The following is a 22637-nucleotide window of genomic DNA, read 5'->3' on the forward strand; positions in this document are numbered from 1 at the left end:
TTAACCTGCCAAGGCGTCCTTGAATTCATCCCGCAGTTTGCGTTTCAGGACCTTGCCCGTCGCATTGAGTGGCAGCGCGTCGACGAAGACCACTTTGTCCGGCACCTGCCACTTGGCAATCTTGCCGTCGAAAAACTCCAGCAGCTCGGCCTCGGACGGATCTTCGCCCTCAGCCTTGACCGCCACCAGCAGCGGGCGTTCGTCCCATTTGGGATGCGGCACGCCGATCACCGCCGCGGTGGCCAGTTTCGGGTGCGCTACGGCGATGTTTTCCAGCTCGACCGAGCTGATCCACTCACCGCCCGACTTGATGATGTCCTTGGAGCGGTCGCGGATGGTCATGTAGCCATCGGGGTCCAACGTCGCCACATCGCCGGTGGCGAACCAGCCATCCTGCAGAAGATCTTGATCCTGCAGCTGAAAATAGCTGTCCAACACCCAATGGCCGCGCACCATCAGGTCGCCCTGCGTGACCCCGTCATGCGGCAAGTCGTTGCCGTCGTCATCGACGATCTTCAGCTCGACCCCAAAGGGCGGACGACCCTGATTCTCGCGCAGTTTGTGCTGTTCCTCGATCGGCAGCTTGCGATGCTTGGCCAGCGGAATGTTGGCAGTGCCCAGCGGGCTCATCTCGCTCATCCCCCAGGCATGCACGGTGTCGACGCCGTATTTTTCCCGGAAGGTCGCGATCATCGAGGGCGGGCACGCCGCGCCGCCGATCACCGTACGTTCGAGGCTTTCCAGCTTGGTGCCGCATTTGGCGGCATGGGCCAGCAAACCCTGCCAGATCGTGGGAACCCCCATCGCCAGAGTCACGCCATAGGTGTCGATCAGGTTCACCAGCGCCTCGCCATGCAGGTCCGGCCCGGGCAACACCATCTGCGAACCGGACATGGCGCAGCCATAGGGCGACCCCCAGGCATTGACGTGGAACATGGGCACCACCGGCATCACCACATCCATCGCCGAATACCCGATCACGTCGCGGGTGTTCGAGGCAAAGCTGTGCAGAACGGTCGAACGGTGCGAATACAGCACGCCTTTGGGGTGGCCGGTCGTGCCCGAGGTGTAGCACAGGCTCGAGGCGGTGTTTTCATCGAAGACCGGCCATTCGAAATCGGCGTCGCCGGTCTCGATCAAGTCGTCATAGAATTCCAGTCCAGGGATCTGCTGCAGTGCGTCCTCGCTGCGCGGTCCCATCAGGACGAAATGCTTCACTTCGGTCAATTGATCGCGGATCGCGGCAACCAGCGGGATGAAGGTGGCGTCGAAGAACAGCACCCGGTCCTGCGCATGGTTGATGATGTAAACCAGCTGTTCGGGGAACAGGCGCGGATTGATCGTGTGGCAGACGAACCCGGCACCCGAGGCCGCATAGTAGATTTCCAGATGCCGGCGGTTGTTCCAGGCCAGGGTGCCGATCCGGTCCTGCGGCTGCAAGCCCAGCTTGGTCAGCGCCGACCCCAGTCGCCGGGCATTGGCGGCGATCTCGCCCCAGTTCGTCCGGGTGACGGTTCCGTCGGTTTCGACCGACACGATCTCGGTCTGACCATGATAGCGCGCAGCATGATCGATCAGTGACGAAATCAACAGCGGCTGCGTCATCATCTGTCCCAGCATGGACATCCTCCCATTCATCGCGCCGGCCTGATGCGGCGTCTGTTGCGGCCAGGCGACACGGCGGCATGGCCGGCCCCAGGGCTTCTCCTCGGGGCCGATCCTGCCAATCATTTAATTGTCTGACAATAAAAGAATGCGGCCTGCCGTGGCGGCAGGCCGTCAGATTTGCAGGGCTTCAGCCCCGGTGCCGCAGCGCATAGGCCACAAGTGCGGCGGTCGAGCCGTCCTTGCCCTCGGTGCCCGCATCGCCATCGACGATTGGCCCCAGCGAGGTGGCCAACTCCTTGCCCAGCTCCACCCCCCACTGGTCGAACGAGTTGATGCCCAACAGCACGCCTTCGACGAACACCCGGTGTTCATACAGCGCAATGATCTGGCCCAGAACGAAGGGCGTCAGCTGCGGATAGATCAGCGTGGTCGAGGGCCGGTTGCCCGGGAACACGCGATGCCGGGCCTGACGCTCCAACTCGTCGCCATGCAGGCCCATCTCGGCCATGCGCGCTCGCGCTTCCTCAAGCGACCGGCCACGCATCAACGCCTCGGACTGAGCCAGGCAGTTGGCCAGCAGCAGACGGTGATGATGGGCCAGTTCGGGCTTGTGGCCTTCGGCGGCCACCATGAATTCGCAGGGGATCACGTCGGTGCCCTGATGGATCAGTTGGTAAAACGCGTGCTGCCCGTTGGTGCCGGGCTCACCCCAGACCACCGGCCCCGAAGGCACGCTCAGCGCCGAGCCGTCCATGGCCACCGATTTGCCGTTCGATTCCATCTCGAGCTGCTGGAAGTAGGCCGGCAGCCGCAGCAGCCGTTGGTCATAGGGCAGAACCGCGCGGCTGGCATGACCCAGCACCTGACGGTGCCAGAAGCCCACCAGCGCCAGCATCACCGGCATGTTCTCGGCCCAGCCCGCGGCGCGGAAATGCACGTCCATCGCCTGCCCGCCGCGCAGGAACGCGTCGAAGGCGTTCGAGCCCACCGCAATCATCACCGGCAGTCCAACCGGACCCCAGACCGAATAGCGCCCGCCGACCCAATCGGCGAAGCCGAACACGCGGTCAGACGGGATGCCGAAGTCCGCCGTCTTGTCCACGGCGCTGGACACGGCCGCGAACTGCCGCCCCGGGTCGCCGCCGCCGTCCAGCATCCAGGCCCGCGCCGTCCGCGCGTTGGTCAAGGTTTCGATGGTGGTAAATGTCTTGGACGCCACGATCACCAGCGTCCGCGTCGGGTCCAGTTCGCGCAGCGTGTCGGCGATGTGCGCGCCATCCACGTTCGAGACATAGTGCAGGCGCGGCCCGTCGTGATAGGGCGCCAGCGCCAGCGTCGCCATCACCGGCCCAAGGTCCGAACCGCCGATGCCGATATTCACCACGTCGGTAAAGCTGCCCCCTACCCCCTGGGCCGTTCCGCCCCGGACCTCTTCGGCGAACACGCGCATGCGCTGCAGGGTGTCCAGAACGTCGGGCATCACGTCCTGGCCATCAACCTCGACCGGGCCGCCGTCCAGATTGCGCAGCGCCGTATGCAGCACCGCGCGGCCTTCGGTCTCGTTGATCTTGTCGCCGCGGAACATCGCGTCGCGCCGCTCGGCCAGACCGGCTTGATCGCACAGGTCGATCAGCGCCGCGCGGATGTCCGCGTCGATCAGGGTCTTCGAATAGTCGAACAGCAAATCGCCGGTCGAGACCGAGAAGCTCTGCGCCCGGTCGGGATCCTGCGCAAACAGGTCGAGGATGCGGGTATCCGCCGCCTGCGCGGCAAGGGTTCTGAGAGTGTCCAGTTGCATGAGATCAATCCGCCCAGTGTACCGTCATTCCATCCAAGACTGCCGCAATTGGCGCCTCTTCGGGCGGCAGGCTCATGGCACGCTCAAGCGCTGCGCGCTTTTGTTCACCATAGATGACCAGGTGTTTGGACAGCGCCCCATCCAGAACCGGACCCGTCAGTGTGATGCGCGTCTCGGGCTGCGTCTGCGGGCGAGCAACGGCCAATGCCGGTGCGTTGCTGGCCAATGCCTGCGCCAGTCCCTCCATCCCCGGAAACAACGAGGCCGTATGCATGTCGTCGCCCATTCCAAGAACCAGCACCGCCAACGGGCGCAGCGGCTCGATCAGAGCTTCGATTTGGGGCAGAACCTCTTCGGGCGCCTTGCCGGGAATATGGAGCGGGACATAGTCCGCCGCCGCCGCCCGGTTGGTCAGAAGACGGTCGCGGATCAATCGTTCGTTCGACCGGTCACTGTCTGCCGGGACGCAGCGTTCGTCGGTGGGCAGCACACGGACACGCTCCCATTCAAGGTCCGCGGCGCACAGGCTGTCGAAGATCGGTCCGGGCGTGGTGCCGCCGGGAACCGCAAAAGCCACGACATCGTTGTGCAGCAGCGCAGCCTCCAACTCTCCGGCCAGAACGTTGGCAACATCAATGGCCAGCATGTCCCTGTCGGCATATTCCTGAATCTTCATGGCTTGATCCCTTGCCAATGGCGACCGTCGCGTTTCATCAGCAGTTCGGCGTCGCCGGGACCGGTACTGCCGCTGTCATAGGGTTTAGGCACGTCGCCGCGCGCCCGCCACCCCGCAATGATCGGGTCGGTCCAGGCCCAAGCGGCCTCGACCTCGTCTCCGCGCATGAACAGGGTTTGGTTGCCCCGGATCACGTCCATCACCAAACGCTCATAAGCATCCGGCGCTTCCTGATTTTCGGGCCCGAGCGCTTCGGCAAAGCTCATATCCAACGGGACGTCGATCAAACGCATTCCGCCCTGCCCCGGCTCTTTGATCGTGACTTTCAGCGTGATGCCTTCGTTCGGCTGCAGCCGGATCGACAGCGTGTTGGCATGCCGCCCGGCCTCGGCCCCGAAGATCGAATGCGGAGCGTCCTTGAAGATCACGTTGATGACCGAGGACCGGGCCACCAACCGCTTGCCGGTGCGCAGGTAGAACGGAGTTCCCGCCCACCGCCAATTGCTGACATGCGCACGCAGCGCAACATAGCTTTCGGTGGTCGAGCGCGGATTGCCCACCGCTTCGCGGTAGCCCGGCCCGTCGGGACCACCCGAATACTGCCCACGCACGATATGGTGCGGCTGCACCGGGTCCAGCGCGCGGATTACCTTGAGCTTTTCATCGCGCACGGCGTCCGAATCGAACTTGGCAGGCGGTTCCATCGCGATCAGGCATAACAGCTGCATCAGATGGTTTTGCACCATGTCGCGCATGGCCCCCGCGCGCTCGTAATACTCTTCGCGACCATCCACGCCGACGGTCTCGGCGACGGTGATCTGGATATGGTCGACATACTGGCTGTTCCACAGCGGCTCGAACAGCATGTTGCCGAACCGGACGGCCATCAGGTTCTGGACGGTTTCCTTGCCCAGATAATGATCGATCCGGTAGACTTGGTTTTCGCTGAAATACGAGGCCAGCGTGGAATTCAATGCCCGCGCGCTGTCCAGGTCGTGACCGAACGGCTTTTCGACGACGATCCTCGTCTGCTCGTTAGCCAGACCGTGCTGGCGGATTTTCTCCGCCAACGGGGCGAACAATCCGGGTCCGACCGAGAAATAGAAGGCGCGGATCCGCGAATCCGTCAACTGACCTGAAAGGTTTTTCCACCCATCATCAGAGCTGGCATCCAACCGCAGATACTGCAGCCGGTTCAGGAACCCATCAAGGTTGCCGGGATCCGACGCTTGACGAGGTGCGTGCTGGGCCAGCGACTCGGCCACGATCGCACGATAGCCCGCCTGATCATGTGCGGACCTTGCTGCGGCGATTATCCGAACATCGTCATTCCACTGTCCCGCGCAATAACGGCGAAACAAGGCAGGCAAAATCTTGCGCTGCGCCAGATCCCCGGTGCCACCAAAAATGACCAGATCAAATGGGTCGACGGGTATAACGCGAGAAACCATGAGCCGTCCTTAACGCGCCAGCGCCGGCATGTCCAATGTTAGCGCAATCATATCGTGGACTTTCTCTGGTTTTCCAATCTGTACCAATCGTGTGCGCCGCACCGGACCGCCACCGAAACGCACAAGAATATTCAACCGCTCAGCGCGTCCACCGTCAACGGATTGCCAAGATCTGGTTGTGTTTTGAAATTATGAGAGTGAGTAACCTGCGCCGAAACGCAGGTCGGCATTCCTTCGATGATCCATGGGCCGGATCAAGGCGCATTGGCCTTGAGCGCAACCGGGCCGAAACACTAGTTCAGCCGGTATTCTCCGACGACATTTCGCCATTCTCCGGGCGCGATCATCTTGCGGTGGGTAAAGCGCACCGAATGCAGCGGACCTTCGATTTCGCGCTGCCAGAACTCGATGAAATTGAACAGCTTGGGATGATCCGGCGCCAAGTCGTAATCCTGCCAGATGAACGTGTTCAGAACATGGATGTAATCCGGCATGCGATAGAAGATTTCAGCCGTTGTCAGGCCATACCCCTTCAGCATCAATTCAGTTTCGTTTTTCTCCATTCAGACCTCCAGATTTCCTCAAAGGTCCCTTCAGGGTAACATGATTCCTTTTCAATCCGTATTAAAACAATGTGTTACCCGAAAAACACCGCGGTTTCTGGCCACTTCCGGGTTGCTTGCTTGCACCCTATGTGCCGGGTCTGATAAGATGCATCCACAAGATATAGACCCAGCACAATAAACGGGCAGTTTACGTGAGCGATACGCCAGAAATCCCCGAAAACATGGATGAAACCCCGCCCGAGCGCCCGGTTTACGACGGCCCGACGGTATCCATCGAATCCGAGATGCGGACGTCCTATCTGGACTATGCCATGTCGGTCATCGTGTCCCGTGCGATCCCCGATCTGCGCGACGGCTTGAAACCGGTGCATCGGCGCATCCTCTATGCGATGCACGAGACCGGAAACACCCACGACAAAGCTTACCGCAAATCGGCCCGTCCGGTGGGCGACGTCATGGGTAAATACCACCCGCACGGGGACAGCGCGATCTATGACGCGCTGGTGCGGATGGCGCAGGATTTCTCGATGTCGCTGCCGCTGCTGGATGGTCAGGGCAACTTCGGTTCGATGGACGGCGACAACCCGGCGGCCATGCGCTACACCGAAGTCCGCATGGACAAGCCCGCCGCCGCGCTGCTGGCGGATATTGAGAAAGAGACGGTAGATTTCCAGGACAACTACGACGGCAAGGACAAGGAGCCAACCGTCCTGCCCGCGCGGTTCCCGAACATGCTGGTCAACGGTGCCGGCGGCATCGCGGTGGGTATGGCCACCAACATCCCGCCGCATAACCTGGGTGAAGTGGTCGACGCGACGCTGGCGCTGATCGAAGACCCGGACCTGACCAGCGAACAGCTGATCGAATACATCCCCGGCCCGGATTTCCCCACCGGCGGGGTGATGCTGGGCCGGTCCGGCGCGCGCAAGGCCTATCTGGAAGGCCGTGGCAGCGTCATCATCCGCGCCAAGACCCGCGTCGAGGAATTGCGCAAGGACCGCTATGCCATCATCGTGGACGAGATCCCCTATCAGGTGAACAAGGCCTCGATGATCGAGAAGATCGCCGAAGCCGTGCGCGAAAAGCGCATCGAAGGCGTCAGCCACGTTCAGGACGAATCCGACCGCAACGGCGTGCGGGTGGTGGTCGAGCTGAAGCGCGACGCAACGCCCGAGGTGGTGCTGAACCAGCTGTACCGGTTCACGCCGATGCAGACCTCGTTCGGCTGCAACATGCTGGCGCTGAATGGCGGCCGCCCCGAGCAGCTGACCCTGCGCCGGTTCCTGACCAGCTTCATCGACTTCCGCGAAGATGTCGTTGCCCGCCGCACCGCATACGACCTGCGCAAGGCACGGGAACGCAGCCATATCCTGTGCGGTCTGGCCGTGGCGGTCTCGAACGTGGACGAGGTCGTTGCCACGATCCGGTCTTCGGCCGACGCGGCAGAGGCGCGCGAAAAGCTGATGACCCGCCGCTGGCCCGCAGCCGAGATCGAGAGCTATCTGCGGCTGATCGACGATCCGCTGTCAAAGATGAACGACGACGGCACCTACAACCTGACCGAGGTTCAGGCCCGCGCGATCCTTGATCTGCGCCTGCAACGCCTGACCCAGATTGGTGTCAAAGAGGTCACGGACGAGCTGGAAGACCTGGCCGCCAAGATCAAGGAATACCTGGACATTCTGTCCTCGCGCGAGCGCATCATGAGCATCATCGCCGACGAGCTGCGCGAGGTTCGAGAGCAGTTCGCAGTGCCGCGCCGCACTGAAATCGTCGACTGGTCCGGCGATATGGAAGACGAGGACCTGATCGAACGCGAGGACATGGTCGTCACCGTGACCTCGGGCGGCTACATCAAGCGTACGCCGCTGGCCGACTTCCGCGCGCAGAAGCGCGGCGGCAAGGGTCTGTCGGGGATGCAGACCAAGGAAGAGGACGTCGTAACCAATCTGTTCGTGGCGAACACGCATACGCAACTGCTGTTCTTCACCACCGATGGGATGGTCTACAAGCTCAAGACATGGCGCTTGCCTCAATCTGGGCGAACCGGCAAGGGCAAGGCCATCGTCAACATCCTGCCGATTCCCACGGGTGTTTCGATTGCGGCGATCATGCCGGTCGATGTGCCGGATGAAGAATGGGAAAACCTGCAGATCGTCTTCGCCACCAGTGCCGGTGACGTGCGCCGAAACGCGCTGAGCGATTTCACCAACGTCAAGCGCAACGGCAAGATCGCGATGGATCTGCCCGAGGGTGTGGAACTGGTCAACGCGCGCATCTGTTCCGAGGATGACGACGTGATGCTGGTCACCAATTCCGGCCGGGCAATCCGCTTCCCGACCACTGCCGTGCGCGTGTTCAAGGGCCGCAAATCGACCGGTGTGCGCGGCATCAAACTGACGAATGGCGATCGAGTCGTCTCGATGTCCGTCATTCGCCACTTCGAGGCCACGGCAGACGAGCGCGCCGCCTACCTGAAGATGCGCCGCCTGATGGCAGGCGTCACCGAAGAGACCGAAACCGACGAAGACGAAGGCAACGCAGACAGCATCCTGCCTCAGGAGCGCTATGCCGAGATGTCTGCGGCGGAAAACCTTATCCTGACTATCACGGCCGGCGGGTCGGGCAAGCTCAGCTCGTCGCATGACTACCCGGTGCGCGGCCGCGGTGGAATGGGCGTGATGGCGATGGACAAGGCGATGCGGGGCGGCCCGCTGGTGGCCTCGTTCCCCGTCGAAATCGACGACCAGATCATGCTGGCCACGTCCAAGGGGCAGTCGATCCGGGTTCCGGTCGACGGTATATCGTTCCGGTCCCGCAGTGCGGGCGGGGTCAAGGTGTTCAACACCGGCAAAGGCGAGGAAGTCGTCAGCGTCGCTTGGATCGCAGACCAGGGTGACGAGGAAGACGATAGCGAAACGTAAGGATGGCCGCCTCTGATCGGCGGCCCTCATTTCAACGACGACGGAGCGGCTCTGCAACAGCAGCCGCTCCTTTTCGTTTCGGCGAATGTCGAAGCGTTCTTTCTGGGGTCAAGCCGGGTTTTGCGATAGGCTCATCCAATGAGACCCGAACCCAGACTGGACATCATCGGCGCCGCCCTCGCCGACCCAACCCGCGCACGCATCCTGTGCGAACTGATGGACGGGCGGGCGTTCACCAACAAAGAGTTGTCCTGCGCAGCCAACATAACGCCACCAACTGCAACGGCCCATCTCAAGCAGTTGGAGCGGGCCGGCCTGACCACTTCGATACGCAGCGGCAGGCATGTCTATCACCGGATCGCAAGCGCACAGGTCGCATCGGCTTTGGAAAAGCTGTCCACGCTAACCCCCAGCGATCATGTCCGGCGGGCCGCGAAACCGGACTCGGGCGTTCTGTTGGCCCGTTGCTGCTATAACCATCTTGCCGGGCGTCTCGGTGTGTGGATCACGGACAACCTGCTGGATACGGGCGTTCTGCAACTGGCACATGGGGCACTGGCGCCGGGTCCGCGATATCACGCGTTTCTGACCGATCTCGACCTGGACCCACCGCGGGTCAGCGCCCACCGGCCGGTCGCCAAATTCTGTCTGGACTGGACGGAACGCCGAAATCACATCTCAGGTTCCTTGGGAATCGCGATTCTGGAAAAAGCTCTGAAAGACAAATGGCTGACGCGCCAAAGGTCCAGTCGCGCCCTGACCATCACGCCGGAAGGCAAGATCGCACTGACTCGCCATTTCGGCTTGTCGGACTCCGCGCTTGATTGCCTCGGGTCGTCGGTTCGGTCGATGGCGAAGCGATAAGTCACACTTAAGATGCAAACCCGGTCATTCTGACGTTGCTTGGTTAGGAGACTGGAATGACCCAAAAACCACAGGACACCGAACGATATCTGACAGACGAAGGTTGGCGCGTGATCGTTCAGGTTCCCGAGGACCGCGCGCAGGCGGTGATTGATGCTGTTCTGGCCGAAGCCAACCTGGTTTACGGGGACTATGATCACGTCACCTTCCGGTCGACGCCCGGAACGCAGAGCTTTCGGTCACTCGGGACCGGACGCAATGCCGTCACCTGCGACACGGTGGATGTTCCCTGCGTCGAAGTCTCGTTCTTTCTGGATGTGTCGGACGGCGTGCGTTCGAAGGTGCTGCGCGCAATCTACGCGGCCCATCCCTATGAAGAACCGGTGATCCTTCTGCACCCGTGTTTTCGAACGCTGCACATCCGCGGGCAGGACGAAGACAACCCGAACCGGTTCTGGAACCGGCCTCTGGAAGACTGGGTGCCTGATGCACACCGCAGCTAGATGACCCCTATCATACCCATAGCGGTCATCTTTCCAGGTCATAGACCGTAGAGCGTGCCGAATTTGTCTTCGAGATAAGCCAACAACGGCTCGGGTCCGGGCTCCATGCCGCTGGCGCGGCGGATGACGTCGCGTGGGGCATACAGACCGCCATGCTGCTGAACATGCTCGCGCAGCCAGCCGGTTGCAGTGGCGGTATCGCCCTGCGCCAGTTGATCGTCCAAGCTTGGAACTGCCGCTCGGAGAGCCTGATACAGACAGCCTGCGTACACATTGCCCAGCGAATAGGTCGGGAAGTAGCCAAACAGACCGACCGACCAATGCACGTCCTGCAGACACCCGTTCGAAGGCTTGTCGACCGCATAGCCGAAATCGGCATGGAAGCGGTCGTTCCACGCGGCCTCGAGGTCCTTCACCTGCAGTTCGCCCGACATAAGTGCGCGCTCCAGATCGAACCGCAGCATTACGTGCAGATTGTACTGAACCTCGTCCGCTTCGGTTCGGATGTATCCGTTGTGCACCCGGTTTACGGCGGCATAGAAGGCATCTTCATCTGCTATGCCGAAATCACCGAAGGTGTCCATCATCTGCCGGAACAGCCAGCCCGTGAAGGCGCGCGAGCGGCCCAGCTGATTTTCATAGATGCGGCTCTGGCTTTCATGAACGCCCATTGACACGCCCTGGCCCAGCGGTGTCAGCGCGTAGGCCGGGTCGATGCCCTGCTCATAGCAGGCGTGCCCGACCTCATGGATGGTCGAATAGAAACAGTTGAACGGGTCGGTTTCGCTGGTCCGCGTGGTGACGCGCACGTCATCGCTGCTGCCGGAACAGAACGGGTGTACGGCCTTGTCCACCCGCCCCCGGTTCAAGTCGTAGCCGAAAGTCTCCGCCAGCTTTTGCGTCAACTTCATCTGCGCCGCTTCGTCGAACGTGCCGGTTACCCCCGCCGGGGACGGCCGGTCCAGAACAGCCGCACGCAGCGCAACCAGGCGTGGGCGCATGGCGTCGAAGATCGCACCGATCTGTGCAGCGGTCGTGTAGGGCTCGTAATCCTCGACCAGCGCGTCATAGACATCGCCGCCTTGCGCCAGAGCCGCCCCTTCCTCGCGCCGCAGAGCCACGACTTCCTCCAAAACCGGAAGAAACGCGGCAACATCCTCGTCGGCGCGGGCCTGTGCCCACTTACCCTGCGCGGCCGATGTCACGCGGGCGATGGCCGTGGCCAGATCAGCGGGCACCTTGACCGTGCGCTCGTATGTGCGACGGATTTCGCGCAGCTGCGCCTGATCAACCTCGGTGTCGGCATGGGCGTTCTCAAGCCACTCGGCCACGCGCGGATCCGAACGGCGCGCATGCAGGACGGATTCGATTGCGGCCATCTCCTCGGCGCGCTGGTTGCCGGCCCCGCGCGGCATGACAGTCTCCTGATCCCAGCCCAGGCGCCCGGCGATCTGTGCCAGTGCCGAGGTTTCGCGCTGAAAGGCCATCAGGTCGTTGAATGCAGTCATTGGGTCAAGCTCCGCGCAGCGAGGTTGCGATGGGATAGGCGGTCAGGAATCGGGCGCGCAGGATCAGGGTCCAGACGACCACGGCCATGAACTGGTGGAAGATGGCGATCTGCCAGGGCGCGCCATAGACCACGGTGAGGATGCCCACGACCACCTGCAGCGACAGCGCCGCGAACATGGCGTTGAAGGCGAACCGGGTCTGCGGGTGGGCGCTGCTGCTGCCGCGCCGCCAGACGAAGATGCCAAAGGCGAACAGTACATAGCCAACGCAGCGGTGGATGAACTGCACCAGCCCCGGACTTTCGAAAAAGTTGCGCCACATCGGTTCAAGCGCGGTGGCGTCCGGCGGCAGCAGTTGCCCGCCGATTAGCGGCCAGTCGGTATAGGACCGGCCGGCGTCGATGCCCGCCACCAATGCGCCGATCAGAATCTGCAGAAAGGCAAAGTGCAGCAGCCCGGTCGACAGGGAGAACAGCCGCGCCTCTTTCGCGCGGCGGGCCTGCATCAGGTCGCGTTCCTCGCGCCCCAGCATGAAGATGTACCAGGCCAGAAAGCCCAGGATCACGAACGCGAGGCCAAGATGGGTGGCCAGGCGATAGCTGGCAACGGCGGTCATCCCCTCGCCCTGCGTCACGCCCGAGGCCACCATCCACCAACCGACGGCGCCCTGAACGCCGCCCAGCAGTCCGGGGATCGCAAGGCGCCCGGTCCAGCCTGCGGGGATCTTGCGAAGCACCAGAAAGCCAAAGAACCCAAGCGCCCAGACCAGGCCGATCACACGGCCCAGCTGCCGGTGACCCCATTCCCACCAGTAGATGGTTTTGAAGTCCTCCAACTCCATCCACTGGTTCATGATCCGCCACTGGTCGATCTGTTTGTACTTGTCGAACTCGGCCTGCCAGTCCGCCTCGGACATCGGCGGGATCGCCCCGGTGACCGGGCGCCATTCGGTGATCGACAGGCCGCTGTCGGTCAGGCGGGTCAGCCCGCCCACCGCGATCATCACGACGACAAGCACGAACAGGATCATCAGCCAGACACGGATGGCCTTGCGTGCGCCGCCCCGGCCGCGGTCGATCATGCCTGGCTGGACCGTTTCCTGCTTTTGTTCACCCGAGACTTCTTCGAAGATGCTGCGCTTGCCGCTCATGCCGTCCTCATGTCCTTGATTTTCCCGCAAGCTAGGGCCAGTGCCCGGGAAGGTCCAGCCTCAGCCCTTGTCCTTCCAGCGGACCATCTGACGCATGATCCCGTGCAGCATCTGCACATCGGCCCGCGTCATGCGCATGCGCGACCACAGGTTGCGCAGGTTCACCTTCATCCCTTCGGCCTTTTCCGGCGGGTAGAAGAACCCGGCCTCGTCCAGCCGCTGTTCGTAGTGTTCGACCAGCTTCTCGACTTCGATTCCCGTGGCCCAGTCGCCTTTGCCCAGATCGGTGGCCGCGTGCACCACGTCGCCGGTCTGGCGCATCCACTCATATGCGGTCAGCAACACGCACTGCCCCAGGTTCAGCGAGGCGTACTCGGGGTTCACAGGCACCGAGATGATCGCATTGGCCTTGGCGATGTCTTCATTCTCCAAACCGGCCCGCTCGGGCCCGAACAGCACGGCCACCTTTTCGCCCGCCGCCACCTTCTGGGCCGCGATCTGCATGGCGCGTTCGGGGCTGTAGACGGGTTTGGTCAGGCCGCGCTGACGGGCGGTGGTGGCAAACACATATGTGCGGTCGCCCAACGCGCCGGCCAGATCGTCGAACAGCTGCGCCTCGTCCAGCAGCCGCCCGGCACCGCTCGACATGGCCACGGCCTTGGGGTTGGGCCAGCCGTCGCGCGGGGCGACGATGCGCATACGGTCCAGACCGAAATTCCACATCGCCCGCGCCGCGGCGCCGATGTTTTCGCCCATCTGCGGGCGGACAAGCACGAATGAGGGCTGGGGTCTGTCGCTGGGCATCCTGATCTCCGAAAGTTGCGCCTGCCATACTGCCGCCGCTGGCACAGGGCAAGCCCGGCCGCCCTGCCCGATTGCAAATCACGCGGTCTGCGGGCAATAAAGTTTGCTTCGCCGCCGCAATCGGCTAAACCGCGCCAAAGACCAACCGCGAAGGATCCGCCAATGGACACCCCCGAGCAGCCTCAGATCTATCTGATCACCCCGCCGACCATCGACCCGGCCACCTTTCCCGACCGGCTGGCCCGCGTTCTGGACGGGACCGAGATCGCCTGCATCCGGCTGGCGCTGGCCGGCAGCGACGAGGACGCCATCGCCCGCGCGGCCGACGCCTGCCGCGAGGTGGCCCATGCGCGCGACGTGGCGCTGGTGATCTCGAACCATGTCCTGCTGGCGCAACGGCTGGGGCTGGACGGGGTGCATCTGGAGGATGCGGCCCGCTCGGTCCGGGCCGCGCGCAAAGAGCTGGGTGCGGATGCCATCGTCGGCAGCTTCTGCGAAACCTCGCGCCATGACGGGATGACCGCGGGCGAAGCCGGGGCCGACTATGTGGCCTTTGGGCCCGTGGGGGACGTGTCGTTGGGCAAAGGGACCCGCGCCGAGCGTGATCTGTTCCAATGGTGGTCCGAGATGATCGAGGTTCCGGTTGTCGCCGAAGGCGGCCTGACACCCGAACTGGTTGCCGAACTGGCTGAATGTACCGACTTCTTCGGTATCGGAGACGAGATCTGGGCCGCAGAGGACCCGCTAAGCGCCCTGAACACGCTGATCGCGCCGATGAATACCGGCGGTTAGGACATAACCGCCCAGTACAGACCCAAGCCCGCCAACAACAGCGAGGCGACTGTGGAAATACGGCCGCGCAGCCTGGGCGAATCCGGCAAGAGCACGGTCAGGGTGGCGAGGATCAGGATCGCGACTCCGCTCAGCGCCAACAGGATGCCAGCGGCAAAACCCAGCACTGCCGGCGCGACATGGTGCGGCGGCACACCAAGGTGCGACGATGCTGCTGACAGTGTCAGGCCAAGGACTGCACCGGCCGCCAAAAGGAACAGCACGCGCCAGACCCCCAACCGGTCGGTGACGAGGTTCCAAAGCGCCAACAAGGCGATGGCAGCCGGCACGACCGGCCACGGCAGGAACGGCCTCGCACTCAACACGTCGAACATCCCAAGCGGCAGCGTCACCAGAACGCCCAGCCCCAGCGCGGCAAGTTGAACAAGGACCGGGCGCAACTTCAGTGACAAGAAAACCAGCACCGAGGCCAGCGCCAGAAGCTGTGCCCCCGCGCCCGCGACATGCAGCAGCCCGGCCCGGAAAAAAGCCTCGGCCGCTTGCTGCGCCCCCAGCCCGGCCCCGCCTGCCAAGGGAATGCGAGGACTGACCTCGCCGCCGCTCAGAAACCCGGTATAAGGCGCCTCGACCCCTTGCTGGCGCAAGACCACGGGGCCGATTCCTTCAGGCCAGGTCAGGCGCAGACTGCTTGCATCGGGTGGCAGAGGACCGGCCAACAGCACTCGGGAAATCCGCGGCACGTCCGGGTTGCCGACCACTGGAATACTTGCGCCTTCATAGGACAATGCAACCGGCCCGTTCACGTCGATCTGCAAGGATTGCTTCCAATCCGTTACAAAATCGTGGACGTGTTCCTCAAGCTCGGAAGAGACCAGACGGCGCAACTGCGCGTATTGCGCGCTCCCGCCGTCGCCGCCCTTCGCGACCTCTTGCGGATCGACCCCGGACAGAACGGCCTCGGCGTTCAGAGCGATTTCGACCAGAAGCCGACCGTCCCGGACCTGAAAGTCAACGATTGTCCGTCCGCTCTGTTGCGCCCATGCTGGCATTGCCAAAAAAATACATGCCAGTAATGGCGCAATGATCCAGGCGCGAAACCGCAGGAAGGTCAGCAAACGGATATTGAGACCCATCCGAAAATATCCAAAAGAACCAAAAAACACTGGGTCCGAGTGTTTCGTCCTTCCAAACAATTGGCAAGCCAAATCGCCGACGTGGACCCAGCCCGGGCAGCTTCCGGCTTGCGCGCGCCCTGCACCTGCGGCATGACGAGGAAATGACTCAGAACAGCGACATCCTGTGTATCGGGTCCGTCCTGTGGGACGTGATCGGACGATCCGCCAGCCACATGCGGCAGGGTTCGGACGTGCCCGGCCGTATCACGCGCCTGCCCGGTGGCGTGGCGATGAACATCGCCATGACCCTTGTGCGCTTTGGCATGACCCCGACCCTGCTGACCGCAATCGGCAGCGACCCCGAGGGCGACGAGCTGGTTCATGCCTGCAAGCGGCTGGGCATGAACACGACACATGTCTACCGCTCGCAGGACCTGCCCACCGACCGTTACATGGCGGTCGAAGGCGCAAACGGCCTGATCGCCGCTATCGCCGACGCCCATTCTCTCGAGGCTGCCGGTGCCAAGATCCTGCGCCCGCTGATCCATGGCCCGCTGGGGTATGAAAACACCCCGTTCGAAGGGCAGATCGCACTGGACGGCAACCTGACGCTGGACCTTCTGGAAGAAATCGCCGTCAGCCCGGCCTTCGCCCGTGCCGACCTGCGCGTGGCCCCGGCGTCGCCCGGTAAGGCCGAGCGGCTGCTGCCTTTCCTCAAGCACGGCCGGGCCACGCTGTATGTGAACCTCGAAGAAGCCGGGCTGCTGTGCCAGCGCGAGTTCGCCGATTCCGAAACCGCCGCCCGCGCTCTGCTGGACCGGGGCGCGCTGCGTGCGCTGGTGACCGACGGGGGCAACTCGGCCACCGTGGCCAGTGCCCAGGCGGTGATCACCCAGAAACCCCCGTCGGTTCTGGTCACGCGCGTGACCGGTGCGGGCGACACGTTCATGGCGGCCCATATCGCCGCCGAAGCCAATGGCGCCAGCATTGACGAGGCGCTGACCCGCGCCTTGCATGCCGCCGCAACCTATGTATCCGGAGAGACCCCCCTGTGATCGACATCCAGTATTCCGCCGAAGTCCGCGCGGCCAAGGACGACGGATCCCCCATCGTTGCCCTGGAAAGCACCATCATCACCCACGGCATGCCCTACCCTCAGAACATCGAGGTGGCGGCCCAGGTCGAGCAGGACATCCGCGACGCGGGCGCCGTTCCGGCAACGATCGCGGTGATCGACGGCCGGCTGCATGTGGGGCTGGAACCCGATCAGTTGAAGGATTTGGGACAGGCGCAGGGCGTGGCCAAGATTTCGCGCGCGGATATGGCAGCCTGCATCGCTTCGGGCGGGACCGGGGCCACCACCGTTGCCGCCACGATGATCGCCGCCCATTTCGCAGGGATCGAGGTCTTTGCCACCGGCGGCATCGGCGGGGTGCATCGCGGCGCGGAAACCAGCTTTGACATCTCGGCCGACCTGCACGAACTGGCGCAGACCCCGGTCACAGTCGTGGCCGCCGGGGCCAAGGCGATCCTTGATCTCGCAAAAACGCTCGAAGTGCTGGAGACGCTGGGCGTGCCGGTCATCGCCCATGCCCAGGATGAATTCCCGGCCTTCTGGTCGGCCAAGTCGCCCTTCGCCGCGCCCTTGCGGATGGACACGGCCGAGCAGATCGCCAAGGCCCATGCGACGCGCCGCGCTCTGGGTTTGCCAGGCGGGCAGCTGGTGGCCAATCCGATCCCGTTGGCCGATCAGATCCCGTCCGAGGAACTTGACCCGATCATCGCCTCGGCCCAGCAGGACGCCGAAGCGCATCGCATTACCGGCAAGGCCGTCACGCCCTATCTGCTGCAGCGCATCTACGAGCGGACCGAGGGCCGATCCCTGATCGCCAATATCGCCCTGGTGCGCAACAATGCGCGCCTTGCGGCTGGTATAGCCAAGTCTTTGAAGGCTCAGGCTGACTAAGCGTCAAACGGACCTATTGTACCAAGGCGCCGGACTGATTAACTAGTCCGGCAAACCGCTCGGAACCGCGATGAACACACCGTTTGATGAAGAACCCCACCGCCGCCCCGGCCTGCTGTCGCGGCTACGCGCGTCGTTTCTGACGGGTATCGTCGTCATCGCACCGGTCTGGCTGACGCTGTGGCTGATCCTGTCGGTGGTCGGCTGGATCGACAGCGCGGTCCTGCCCCTGATCCCGCACCAGTTCCGCCCCGAACAATATGTGGGTATCAACCTGCGCGGCGTGGGCGTCCTGTTCTTCCTGATCTTCACGGTTCTGGTCGGCTGGATCGCCAAAGGTATCCTGGGCCGGTCACTGATCCATTTTGCCGAAAGCCTGGTCAACCGGATGCCCGTCGTCCGGTCGATCTATTCCGGGATCAAGCAGATATCGGAAACCGTCTTTGCCCAGACCGAGCGGTCGTTCGAGAAGGCCTGCCTGGTCCAGTATCCTCGCCGGGGCATCTGGGCCATCGGCTTCGTCTCGACCGAGGCAAAGGGCGAGATCAACAAACGCGCCGAAACCGGCGGCGGCCTGCTGAGCGTGTTCATCCCAACCACGCCGAACCCAACCTCGGGTTTTCTGCTGTTCTTCCCCGAGGAAGACGTGATCCTGCTGGACATGACGATCGAGGATGCCGCCAAACTGGTGATCTCGGCCGGGCTGGTCTATCCGAACCAGAAAGACCCCACGCAGCCGCCCGAGTGATCAGCCGAACATCGCGGGTAGATCAACGGAGCTTCGCGCACCCAGATCGGGTTTGTGATCGGCCAGAAACTGGTCGGCCGCGGCCCGTCCCGCCTGTTTCAGGCTGTGCAGAACCACCGGGTTGGGCACTGTCTTGGTCGCCACCGACAGGCTGTTCATCAGCGCGTCATCTGCAATCATGTGCACGAAAACCCGGCTCATCTCGCCCGCTTTCAACTTGCCGTCGGCCAGCAGGCGCTGCACGAAGTTGATCGCCCGCAGCTCGCGCAGAAGGGACGAATTGAAGCTGATCTCGTTGATCCGGTTCTGAATCTGCTGCGGGGTCTTGGGAACCTCGTCCCGCTCCAACGGGTTGATGTTCACGATCACCACATCCTCGGGCAGGCCCGCGTTGAACAGCGGAAACAGCGCCGGGTTGCCGGTATAGCCGCCATCCCAATAGGCTTCGGTCCGGTCGGATTCGGGGTCGTGGATTTCAACCGCTTGGAACAGGTTCGGCAGGCAGGCCGAGGCGAGGATCGCATCAGTCGTCACCTCATCGCCCGTGAACACCCGGATCTTGCCGCTGCGCACGCAGGTGGCGCAGACGAACAGACGCGGCCCCTGATCGGCGCAGACCTCGCCAAAATCAAACGCCTGGACCACCGGGGCCAGCGGATTGCGGTAGAACGGCCCATAGGCATAGGGCGATACCATCCGCGACCAGGTATCGGCCACCGAGAACGGCAGGGAATACTCCATCGCATGCGCGATCTGGGCGGGTTCCATCCCGGCCAGCCAGTTGGCGATGCGCATGTCGCCCACGGCACCCATCCTCTCCCACAGGGCGTTCAGGGTCTCGCGCGCGCCATCGCGACCGGCATGAACCATGCCGGCCTTGAACGCGGCTCCGTTCAGCGCCCCGGCCGAGGTTCCGGTGATCGCCGCAACCTCGATGTCTTCGTCGTCGAGCAGACGGTCCAGCACGCCCCACGTAAATGCGCCATGCGCGCCGCCGCCCTGCAGGGCCAGATTGATGCGCTTCACCATATCGGCCGGCCCCGGCGCGCGCCGCGGATCACAACGCGGTCCAGCCGCCGTCGACCGAGATCGTGGTGCCGGTGATCTGGGCCGCGGCGTCCGAGCACAGGAACACGGTGGTTCCGCCCAGCTGTTCGACGGTCGCGAACTCTTTCGAGGGTTGCCGTTCGAGCATGACGTTCTTGATTACGTCCTCGCGGCTCATGTTGTATTCCTTCATCGTGTCGGGGATCTGCGCCTCGACCAGCGGTGTCAGCACATAGCCCGGACAGATGGCGTTGCAGGTGATCGGCTCCTGCGCGGTTTCCAGCGCAACGGTCTTGGTCATGCCGACGACCCCGTGCTTGGCCGCCACATAAGCCGCCTTGTAGGGCGATGCAGTCAGCCCATGCGCCGAGGCGATATTGACGATCCGCCCCCACCCGGCCTTGCGCATCATCGGGAGCGCCGCCGCCATCGTGTGAAAGGCCGAATTCATGTTGATGGCGATGATCGCGTCCCATTTCTCGACCGGGAACTGGTCGATCGGCGCGACGTGCTGAATGCCTGCGTTGTTGACCAGGATGTCGCAGGCTCCGGCCTGTTCGATCAGCGCGCGGCACTCCTCGCCCTTGGACATGTCGGCCTTGATGTAGCGCGCGTTGGTTCCGGTTTCCTTGCTGATCTCGGCCGCCAGCGCATGATCTTCATCGCGATCAGTGAACGAGTTCAGAACCACGTCGGCCCCCGCCTTGGCCAATTCGCGCGCGATGCCCAACCCGATGCCCGAGTTCGATCCGGTGATGATTGCTGTTTTTCCCGACAGGTTCATTTGGGGTCTCCCACAGACTCATGATTTGGAGACACAGTGCCATGCTGCACCTGCAAAATAAACGGGAAAGACCCGGTTGCGGATACGGTCGATTTATGGGCTGGAATCACGGAGCTCGAGGCAGAAAAAAACGCCCGCACGAAGCGGGCGTTAAGTTATTGAGGCAGGTTTCATACAGGCAAGAAACCTATCGAGCAGTGGAACCTTTATAAGCAATTCCGCGCCGTCATCCAAGCTAAAAGTTTGATAATAAGAAAAATCATCGGTACGGTGAATCCCAACAAAATAAGGCCAGAGCAGGATTGTTTCCAAAATGAGCCCCGATATTCTCCGTCCCATCCGCCCGTTGATCGCGGGAATCGCTGCCTCGGTTGTCGCCACGTTAGCGCAAGCAGAATCGACCCATGGCATAGCTATGTATGGAGACCCGGCCCTACCACCGGATTTTGTGTCGCTGCCTTATGCCAACCCCGACGCGCCGAAGGGCGGCAAGGTCGTGTTCGGCAACACCGGCGGCTATAACAGTCTTAACCCGTTTGTGCAAAAAGGCACCGCCCCGTGGCAGCTGAGATTTTGGACCCACGAGGGGTTGATGGGCCGTTCCTGGGACGAACCTTTCACTCTTTACGGGCTTTTGGCCGAATCAATCGACACCGCACCGGACCGATCCTGGGTCGAATTCACCCTGCGCGAGACTGCCCGATTCTCTGACGGATCGCCGGTCACGGTTGATGATGTGATCTGGTCTTACGAGACCCTCGGAACGCAGGGGCATCTGCGCTATCGCGGTTTGTGGTCCAAGATCGACAGCATTCAGCAGACCGGACCACGCTCGGTCCGGATCATCTTCAACGAGCCAGACCGCGAGCTGGCCCTGATCGCAGGGCTGCGGCCGATCCTCAAGAAGGCCCAATGGGAGGGCAAGGATTTCGCCGAGGCAGCGCTGCAAGATGTCCCGATCGGCACCGGCCCCTATGTCATCGATGACTACGAGGCCGGGCGTTTCGTGAACCTCAAACGCAATCCGGATTATTGGGGCAACGATGTCCCGTTCCGCCGGGGTACCATGAATTTCGACGAGATGCGGTTGGAGTTCTACGGCGACCAGACGGTTCTGTTCGAGGCCTTCAAGGCCGGCGCGCTGTCGGCCGTCCGCGAGTTCAACGCCGACAAATGGGCCACGCAATACGATTTCCCGGCCGTTCAGCGCGGCGATGTCATCAAAACCGAGATTCCGCATAAAAAGCCCTCGGGCATGACAGGTCTGGTCATGAACACGCGCAAAGCGCCTTTTGACGATTGGCGCGTGCGCGAGGCGCTGACCCTTGCGTTCAATTTTGAATTCATCAACGGCACGATCACGGGCGGTGCTCAGCCTCGGATCACCTCGTATTTCTCGGGGTCTGAACTGGCGATGCAACCCGGACCGGCAACCGGTCGGGTGGCTGAGATGTTGCAACCCTACGCGGCTGATCTGCTGCCGGGAACCTTGGAAGGGTATGTTCTGCCCGAGGGCGACGACTCGGTTCGCAACCGAAGGGACATCCGCAAGGCGGCTGATCTGCTGGAGCAAGCCGGATGGACAATCCAGGACGGCGTGCTGAAGAACGCAGCGGGAGAGCCCCTCAAGATAACCCTGGTCATCAGTCAGGGAAGCTTGAATGTGGTTCAGAACGTGGATGCGATCGCCGAGATGTATGCCCGCGCGCTGGAACGGCTGGGGATCGAGCTGACCGTCGACAAGGTGGATGACGCACAATACACCCAGCGGGTGTCCGAGCTGGATTTCGACATGACCCCGTTCCGCCGCGCGCTGTCGCTGTCGCCGGGCAACGAACAACGCCTCTACTGGGGCAGCGAAGGCGCGGATGCTTCAGGGACACGCAACCTGATGGGGGTCACCTCTCCGGCAGTGGATGGGCTGATCGATGCGATGCTGGCCTCGGAAAGCCGTGAGGATTTCGTGGCCGCCACCCGCGCGCTTGACAGGGTTCTGACCGCCGGACGGTATGTCATTCCAATCTGGAGCTTTGATGTTGGCCGCATCGCCCATGTGAAGGAAATGAAGCATCCTCAGATCTTGCCAATCTATGGTGACGGACCGCAGTTCATGCCCGACGTCTGGTGGTACGAGGAGTAGCAGGCAACCGGCAGGGGCTTGTGCCCCTGCCCATTTCAAGAGAAGCACTTCACGGATCGGACGCCGCGCGGGCGTCGGCAATTTTCGGCACATGTGACCAAACACCAAAAAGCGATCAAACCATCCCGCTGCCCGCTATTTCTAGAGCACCTGACTACTTGTTGCGGGTGGAGCGCTTGTCACCACAACATCT

19 protein-coding genes are annotated in these 22637 nt (G+C 62.6%); 8 read left to right on the top strand and 11 right to left on the bottom strand.

What is annotated here, in order from left to right; genetic code table 11:
* The 5 genes from ACR0EF_RS06505 to ACR0EF_RS06525 form a co-directional block, all read right to left on the bottom strand.
* The gene (locus ACR0EF_RS06505) at positions 1-1620 is read right to left on the bottom strand and encodes a long-chain-fatty-acid--CoA ligase (protein WP_170372496.1); all 1620 of its coding nucleotides are present in this window, start codon (positions 1618-1620) and stop codon (positions 1-3) included.
* A 175-nt stretch (positions 1621-1795) separates the two neighbouring features.
* A complete protein-coding gene (pgi, locus tag ACR0EF_RS06510) occupies positions 1796-3406 on the bottom strand; it encodes a glucose-6-phosphate isomerase (protein ID WP_170372494.1) in 1611 nt (536 codons plus the stop codon).
* Positions 3407-3410: 4 nt separating this feature from the next.
* On the bottom strand, positions 3411-4082 hold the full coding sequence (gene pgl, locus ACR0EF_RS06515) for a 6-phosphogluconolactonase (RefSeq protein WP_170370542.1): 672 nt from the start codon (positions 4080-4082) through the stop codon (positions 3411-3413).
* Positions 4079-5533 (bottom strand): glucose-6-phosphate dehydrogenase, encoded by a 1455-nt coding sequence (zwf, locus tag ACR0EF_RS06520; protein WP_170372492.1) that lies wholly within the window; start codon positions 5531-5533, stop codon positions 4079-4081. Before zwf ends, pgl begins: the two co-directional genes overlap by 4 nt.
* Positions 5534-5826: 293 nt before the next feature.
* On the bottom strand, positions 5827-6096 hold the full coding sequence (locus tag ACR0EF_RS06525) for an usg protein (protein ID WP_093962206.1): 270 nt from the start codon (positions 6094-6096) through the stop codon (positions 5827-5829).
* Between the two features lie 224 nt (positions 6097-6320).
* Here ACR0EF_RS06525 and gyrA point away from each other — a divergent pair, with 224 nt between their 5' ends.
* From gyrA to ACR0EF_RS06540, 3 genes are all read left to right on the top strand, one after another.
* On the top strand, positions 6321-9023 hold the full coding sequence (gyrA, locus tag ACR0EF_RS06530) for a DNA gyrase subunit A (protein WP_170370970.1): 2703 nt from the start codon (positions 6321-6323) through the stop codon (positions 9021-9023).
* Positions 9024-9161: 138 nt separating this feature from the next.
* Positions 9162-9887 carry an ArsR/SmtB family transcription factor gene (locus ACR0EF_RS06535; protein ID WP_170372490.1) on the top strand — a complete coding sequence of 242 codons (726 nt, stop codon included), beginning with the start codon at positions 9162-9164 and terminating at the stop codon, positions 9885-9887.
* A gap of 56 nt (positions 9888-9943) precedes the next feature.
* Positions 9944-10390, top strand: a complete 447-nt coding sequence (locus ACR0EF_RS06540) for a YqfO family protein (RefSeq protein ID WP_170372488.1) — start codon at positions 9944-9946, stop codon at positions 10388-10390.
* A gap of 38 nt (positions 10391-10428) precedes the next feature.
* Here ACR0EF_RS06540 and ACR0EF_RS06545 read toward each other — a convergent pair whose 3' ends face one another.
* From ACR0EF_RS06545 to ACR0EF_RS06555, 3 genes are read right to left on the bottom strand one after another with little or no spacing between them, the layout of a single operon-like run.
* Positions 10429-11898: a carboxypeptidase M32 gene (locus ACR0EF_RS06545; RefSeq protein WP_170372486.1), complete on the bottom strand. Its 1470-nt coding sequence runs from the start codon at positions 11896-11898 to the stop codon at positions 10429-10431.
* 4 nt (positions 11899-11902) lie between these two features.
* Positions 11903-13048: a heme A synthase gene (gene ctaA, locus ACR0EF_RS06550; RefSeq protein WP_170372484.1), complete on the bottom strand. Its 1146-nt coding sequence runs from the start codon at positions 13046-13048 to the stop codon at positions 11903-11905.
* 60 nt (positions 13049-13108) lie between these two features.
* Positions 13109-13852: an RNA methyltransferase gene (locus tag ACR0EF_RS06555; protein ID WP_170370548.1), complete on the bottom strand. Its 744-nt coding sequence runs from the start codon at positions 13850-13852 to the stop codon at positions 13109-13111.
* Between the two features lie 162 nt (positions 13853-14014).
* Between ACR0EF_RS06555 and ACR0EF_RS06560 the strand changes: the two genes are divergently transcribed.
* Positions 14015-14644 (top strand): thiamine phosphate synthase, encoded by a 630-nt coding sequence (locus tag ACR0EF_RS06560; protein WP_170366065.1) that lies wholly within the window; start codon positions 14015-14017, stop codon positions 14642-14644.
* Here the strand turns inward: ACR0EF_RS06560 and ACR0EF_RS06565 are convergent.
* The gene (locus tag ACR0EF_RS06565) at positions 14641-15693 is read right to left on the bottom strand and encodes a HupE/UreJ family protein (protein WP_170372479.1); all 1053 of its coding nucleotides are present in this window, start codon (positions 15691-15693) and stop codon (positions 14641-14643) included. The two genes, ACR0EF_RS06560 and ACR0EF_RS06565, sit on opposite strands and share 4 nt — an antisense overlap.
* Before the next feature lie 227 nt (positions 15694-15920).
* Here ACR0EF_RS06565 and ACR0EF_RS06570 point away from each other — a divergent pair, with 227 nt between their 5' ends.
* From ACR0EF_RS06570 to ACR0EF_RS06580, 3 genes are all read left to right on the top strand, one after another.
* Complete coding sequence (locus ACR0EF_RS06570; RefSeq protein WP_170370550.1) at positions 15921-16814, top strand: PfkB family carbohydrate kinase; 894 nt, start codon at positions 15921-15923, stop codon at positions 16812-16814.
* On the top strand, positions 16811-17725 hold the full coding sequence (locus ACR0EF_RS06575; RefSeq protein ID WP_170372478.1) for a pseudouridine-5'-phosphate glycosidase: 915 nt from the start codon (positions 16811-16813) through the stop codon (positions 17723-17725). Before ACR0EF_RS06570 ends, ACR0EF_RS06575 begins: the two co-directional genes overlap by 4 nt.
* A gap of 70 nt (positions 17726-17795) precedes the next feature.
* A complete protein-coding gene (locus ACR0EF_RS06580) occupies positions 17796-18473 on the top strand; it encodes a DUF502 domain-containing protein (protein ID WP_149774457.1) in 678 nt (225 codons plus the stop codon).
* On the opposite strand, the gene ACR0EF_RS06585 is transcribed toward ACR0EF_RS06580, so the two are convergent.
* Positions 18474-19502 (bottom strand): patatin-like phospholipase family protein, encoded by a 1029-nt coding sequence (locus tag ACR0EF_RS06585; RefSeq protein ID WP_170372476.1) that lies wholly within the window; start codon positions 19500-19502, stop codon positions 18474-18476.
* 28 nt (positions 19503-19530) lie between these two features.
* A complete protein-coding gene (locus tag ACR0EF_RS06590) occupies positions 19531-20304 on the bottom strand; it encodes a 3-hydroxybutyrate dehydrogenase (protein ID WP_170363363.1) in 774 nt (257 codons plus the stop codon).
* 313 nt (positions 20305-20617) lie between these two features.
* Here ACR0EF_RS06590 and ACR0EF_RS06595 point away from each other — a divergent pair, with 313 nt between their 5' ends.
* A complete protein-coding gene (locus tag ACR0EF_RS06595; RefSeq protein ID WP_170372472.1) occupies positions 20618-22444 on the top strand; it encodes an extracellular solute-binding protein in 1827 nt (608 codons plus the stop codon).
* Positions 22445-22637 lie beyond the last annotated feature (193 nt).

The organism is Ruegeria sp. CG8, assembly GCF_056537165.1.

Excerpts from the sequence above, each read along its gene's own strand:
- ACR0EF_RS06505 (WP_170372496.1), bottom strand. The coding sequence starts at position 1,620 with ATGCTGGGACAGATGATGACGCAGCCGCTGTTGATTTCGTCACTGATC.
- pgi (WP_170372494.1), bottom strand. The coding sequence starts at position 3,406 with ATGCAACTGGACACTCTCAGAACCCTTGCCGCGCAGGCGGCGGATACC.
- pgl (WP_170370542.1), bottom strand. The coding sequence starts at position 4,082 with ATGAAGATTCAGGAATATGCCGACAGGGACATGCTGGCCATTGATGTT.
- zwf (WP_170372492.1), bottom strand. The coding sequence starts at position 5,533 with ATGGTTTCTCGCGTTATACCCGTCGACCCATTTGATCTGGTCATTTTT.
- ACR0EF_RS06525 (WP_093962206.1), bottom strand. The coding sequence starts at position 6,096 with ATGGAGAAAAACGAAACTGAATTGATGCTGAAGGGGTATGGCCTGACA.
- gyrA (WP_170370970.1), top strand. The coding sequence starts at position 6,321 with ATGGATGAAACCCCGCCCGAGCGCCCGGTTTACGACGGCCCGACGGTA.
- ACR0EF_RS06535 (WP_170372490.1), top strand. The coding sequence starts at position 9,162 with ATGAGACCCGAACCCAGACTGGACATCATCGGCGCCGCCCTCGCCGAC.
- ACR0EF_RS06540 (WP_170372488.1), top strand. The coding sequence starts at position 9,944 with ATGACCCAAAAACCACAGGACACCGAACGATATCTGACAGACGAAGGT.
- ACR0EF_RS06545 (WP_170372486.1), bottom strand. The coding sequence starts at position 11,898 with ATGACTGCATTCAACGACCTGATGGCCTTTCAGCGCGAAACCTCGGCA.
- ctaA (WP_170372484.1), bottom strand. The coding sequence starts at position 13,048 with ATGAGCGGCAAGCGCAGCATCTTCGAAGAAGTCTCGGGTGAACAAAAG.
- ACR0EF_RS06555 (WP_170370548.1), bottom strand. The coding sequence starts at position 13,852 with ATGCCCAGCGACAGACCCCAGCCCTCATTCGTGCTTGTCCGCCCGCAG.
- ACR0EF_RS06560 (WP_170366065.1), top strand. The coding sequence starts at position 14,015 with ATGGACACCCCCGAGCAGCCTCAGATCTATCTGATCACCCCGCCGACC.
- ACR0EF_RS06565 (WP_170372479.1), bottom strand. The coding sequence starts at position 15,693 with ATGCCAGCATGGGCGCAACAGAGCGGACGGACAATCGTTGACTTTCAG.
- ACR0EF_RS06570 (WP_170370550.1), top strand. The coding sequence starts at position 15,921 with ATGACTCAGAACAGCGACATCCTGTGTATCGGGTCCGTCCTGTGGGAC.
- ACR0EF_RS06580 (WP_149774457.1), top strand. The coding sequence starts at position 17,796 with ATGAACACACCGTTTGATGAAGAACCCCACCGCCGCCCCGGCCTGCTG.
- ACR0EF_RS06585 (WP_170372476.1), bottom strand. The coding sequence starts at position 19,502 with ATGGTGAAGCGCATCAATCTGGCCCTGCAGGGCGGCGGCGCGCATGGC.
- ACR0EF_RS06590 (WP_170363363.1), bottom strand. The coding sequence starts at position 20,304 with ATGAACCTGTCGGGAAAAACAGCAATCATCACCGGATCGAACTCGGGC.
- ACR0EF_RS06595 (WP_170372472.1), top strand. The coding sequence starts at position 20,618 with ATGAGCCCCGATATTCTCCGTCCCATCCGCCCGTTGATCGCGGGAATC.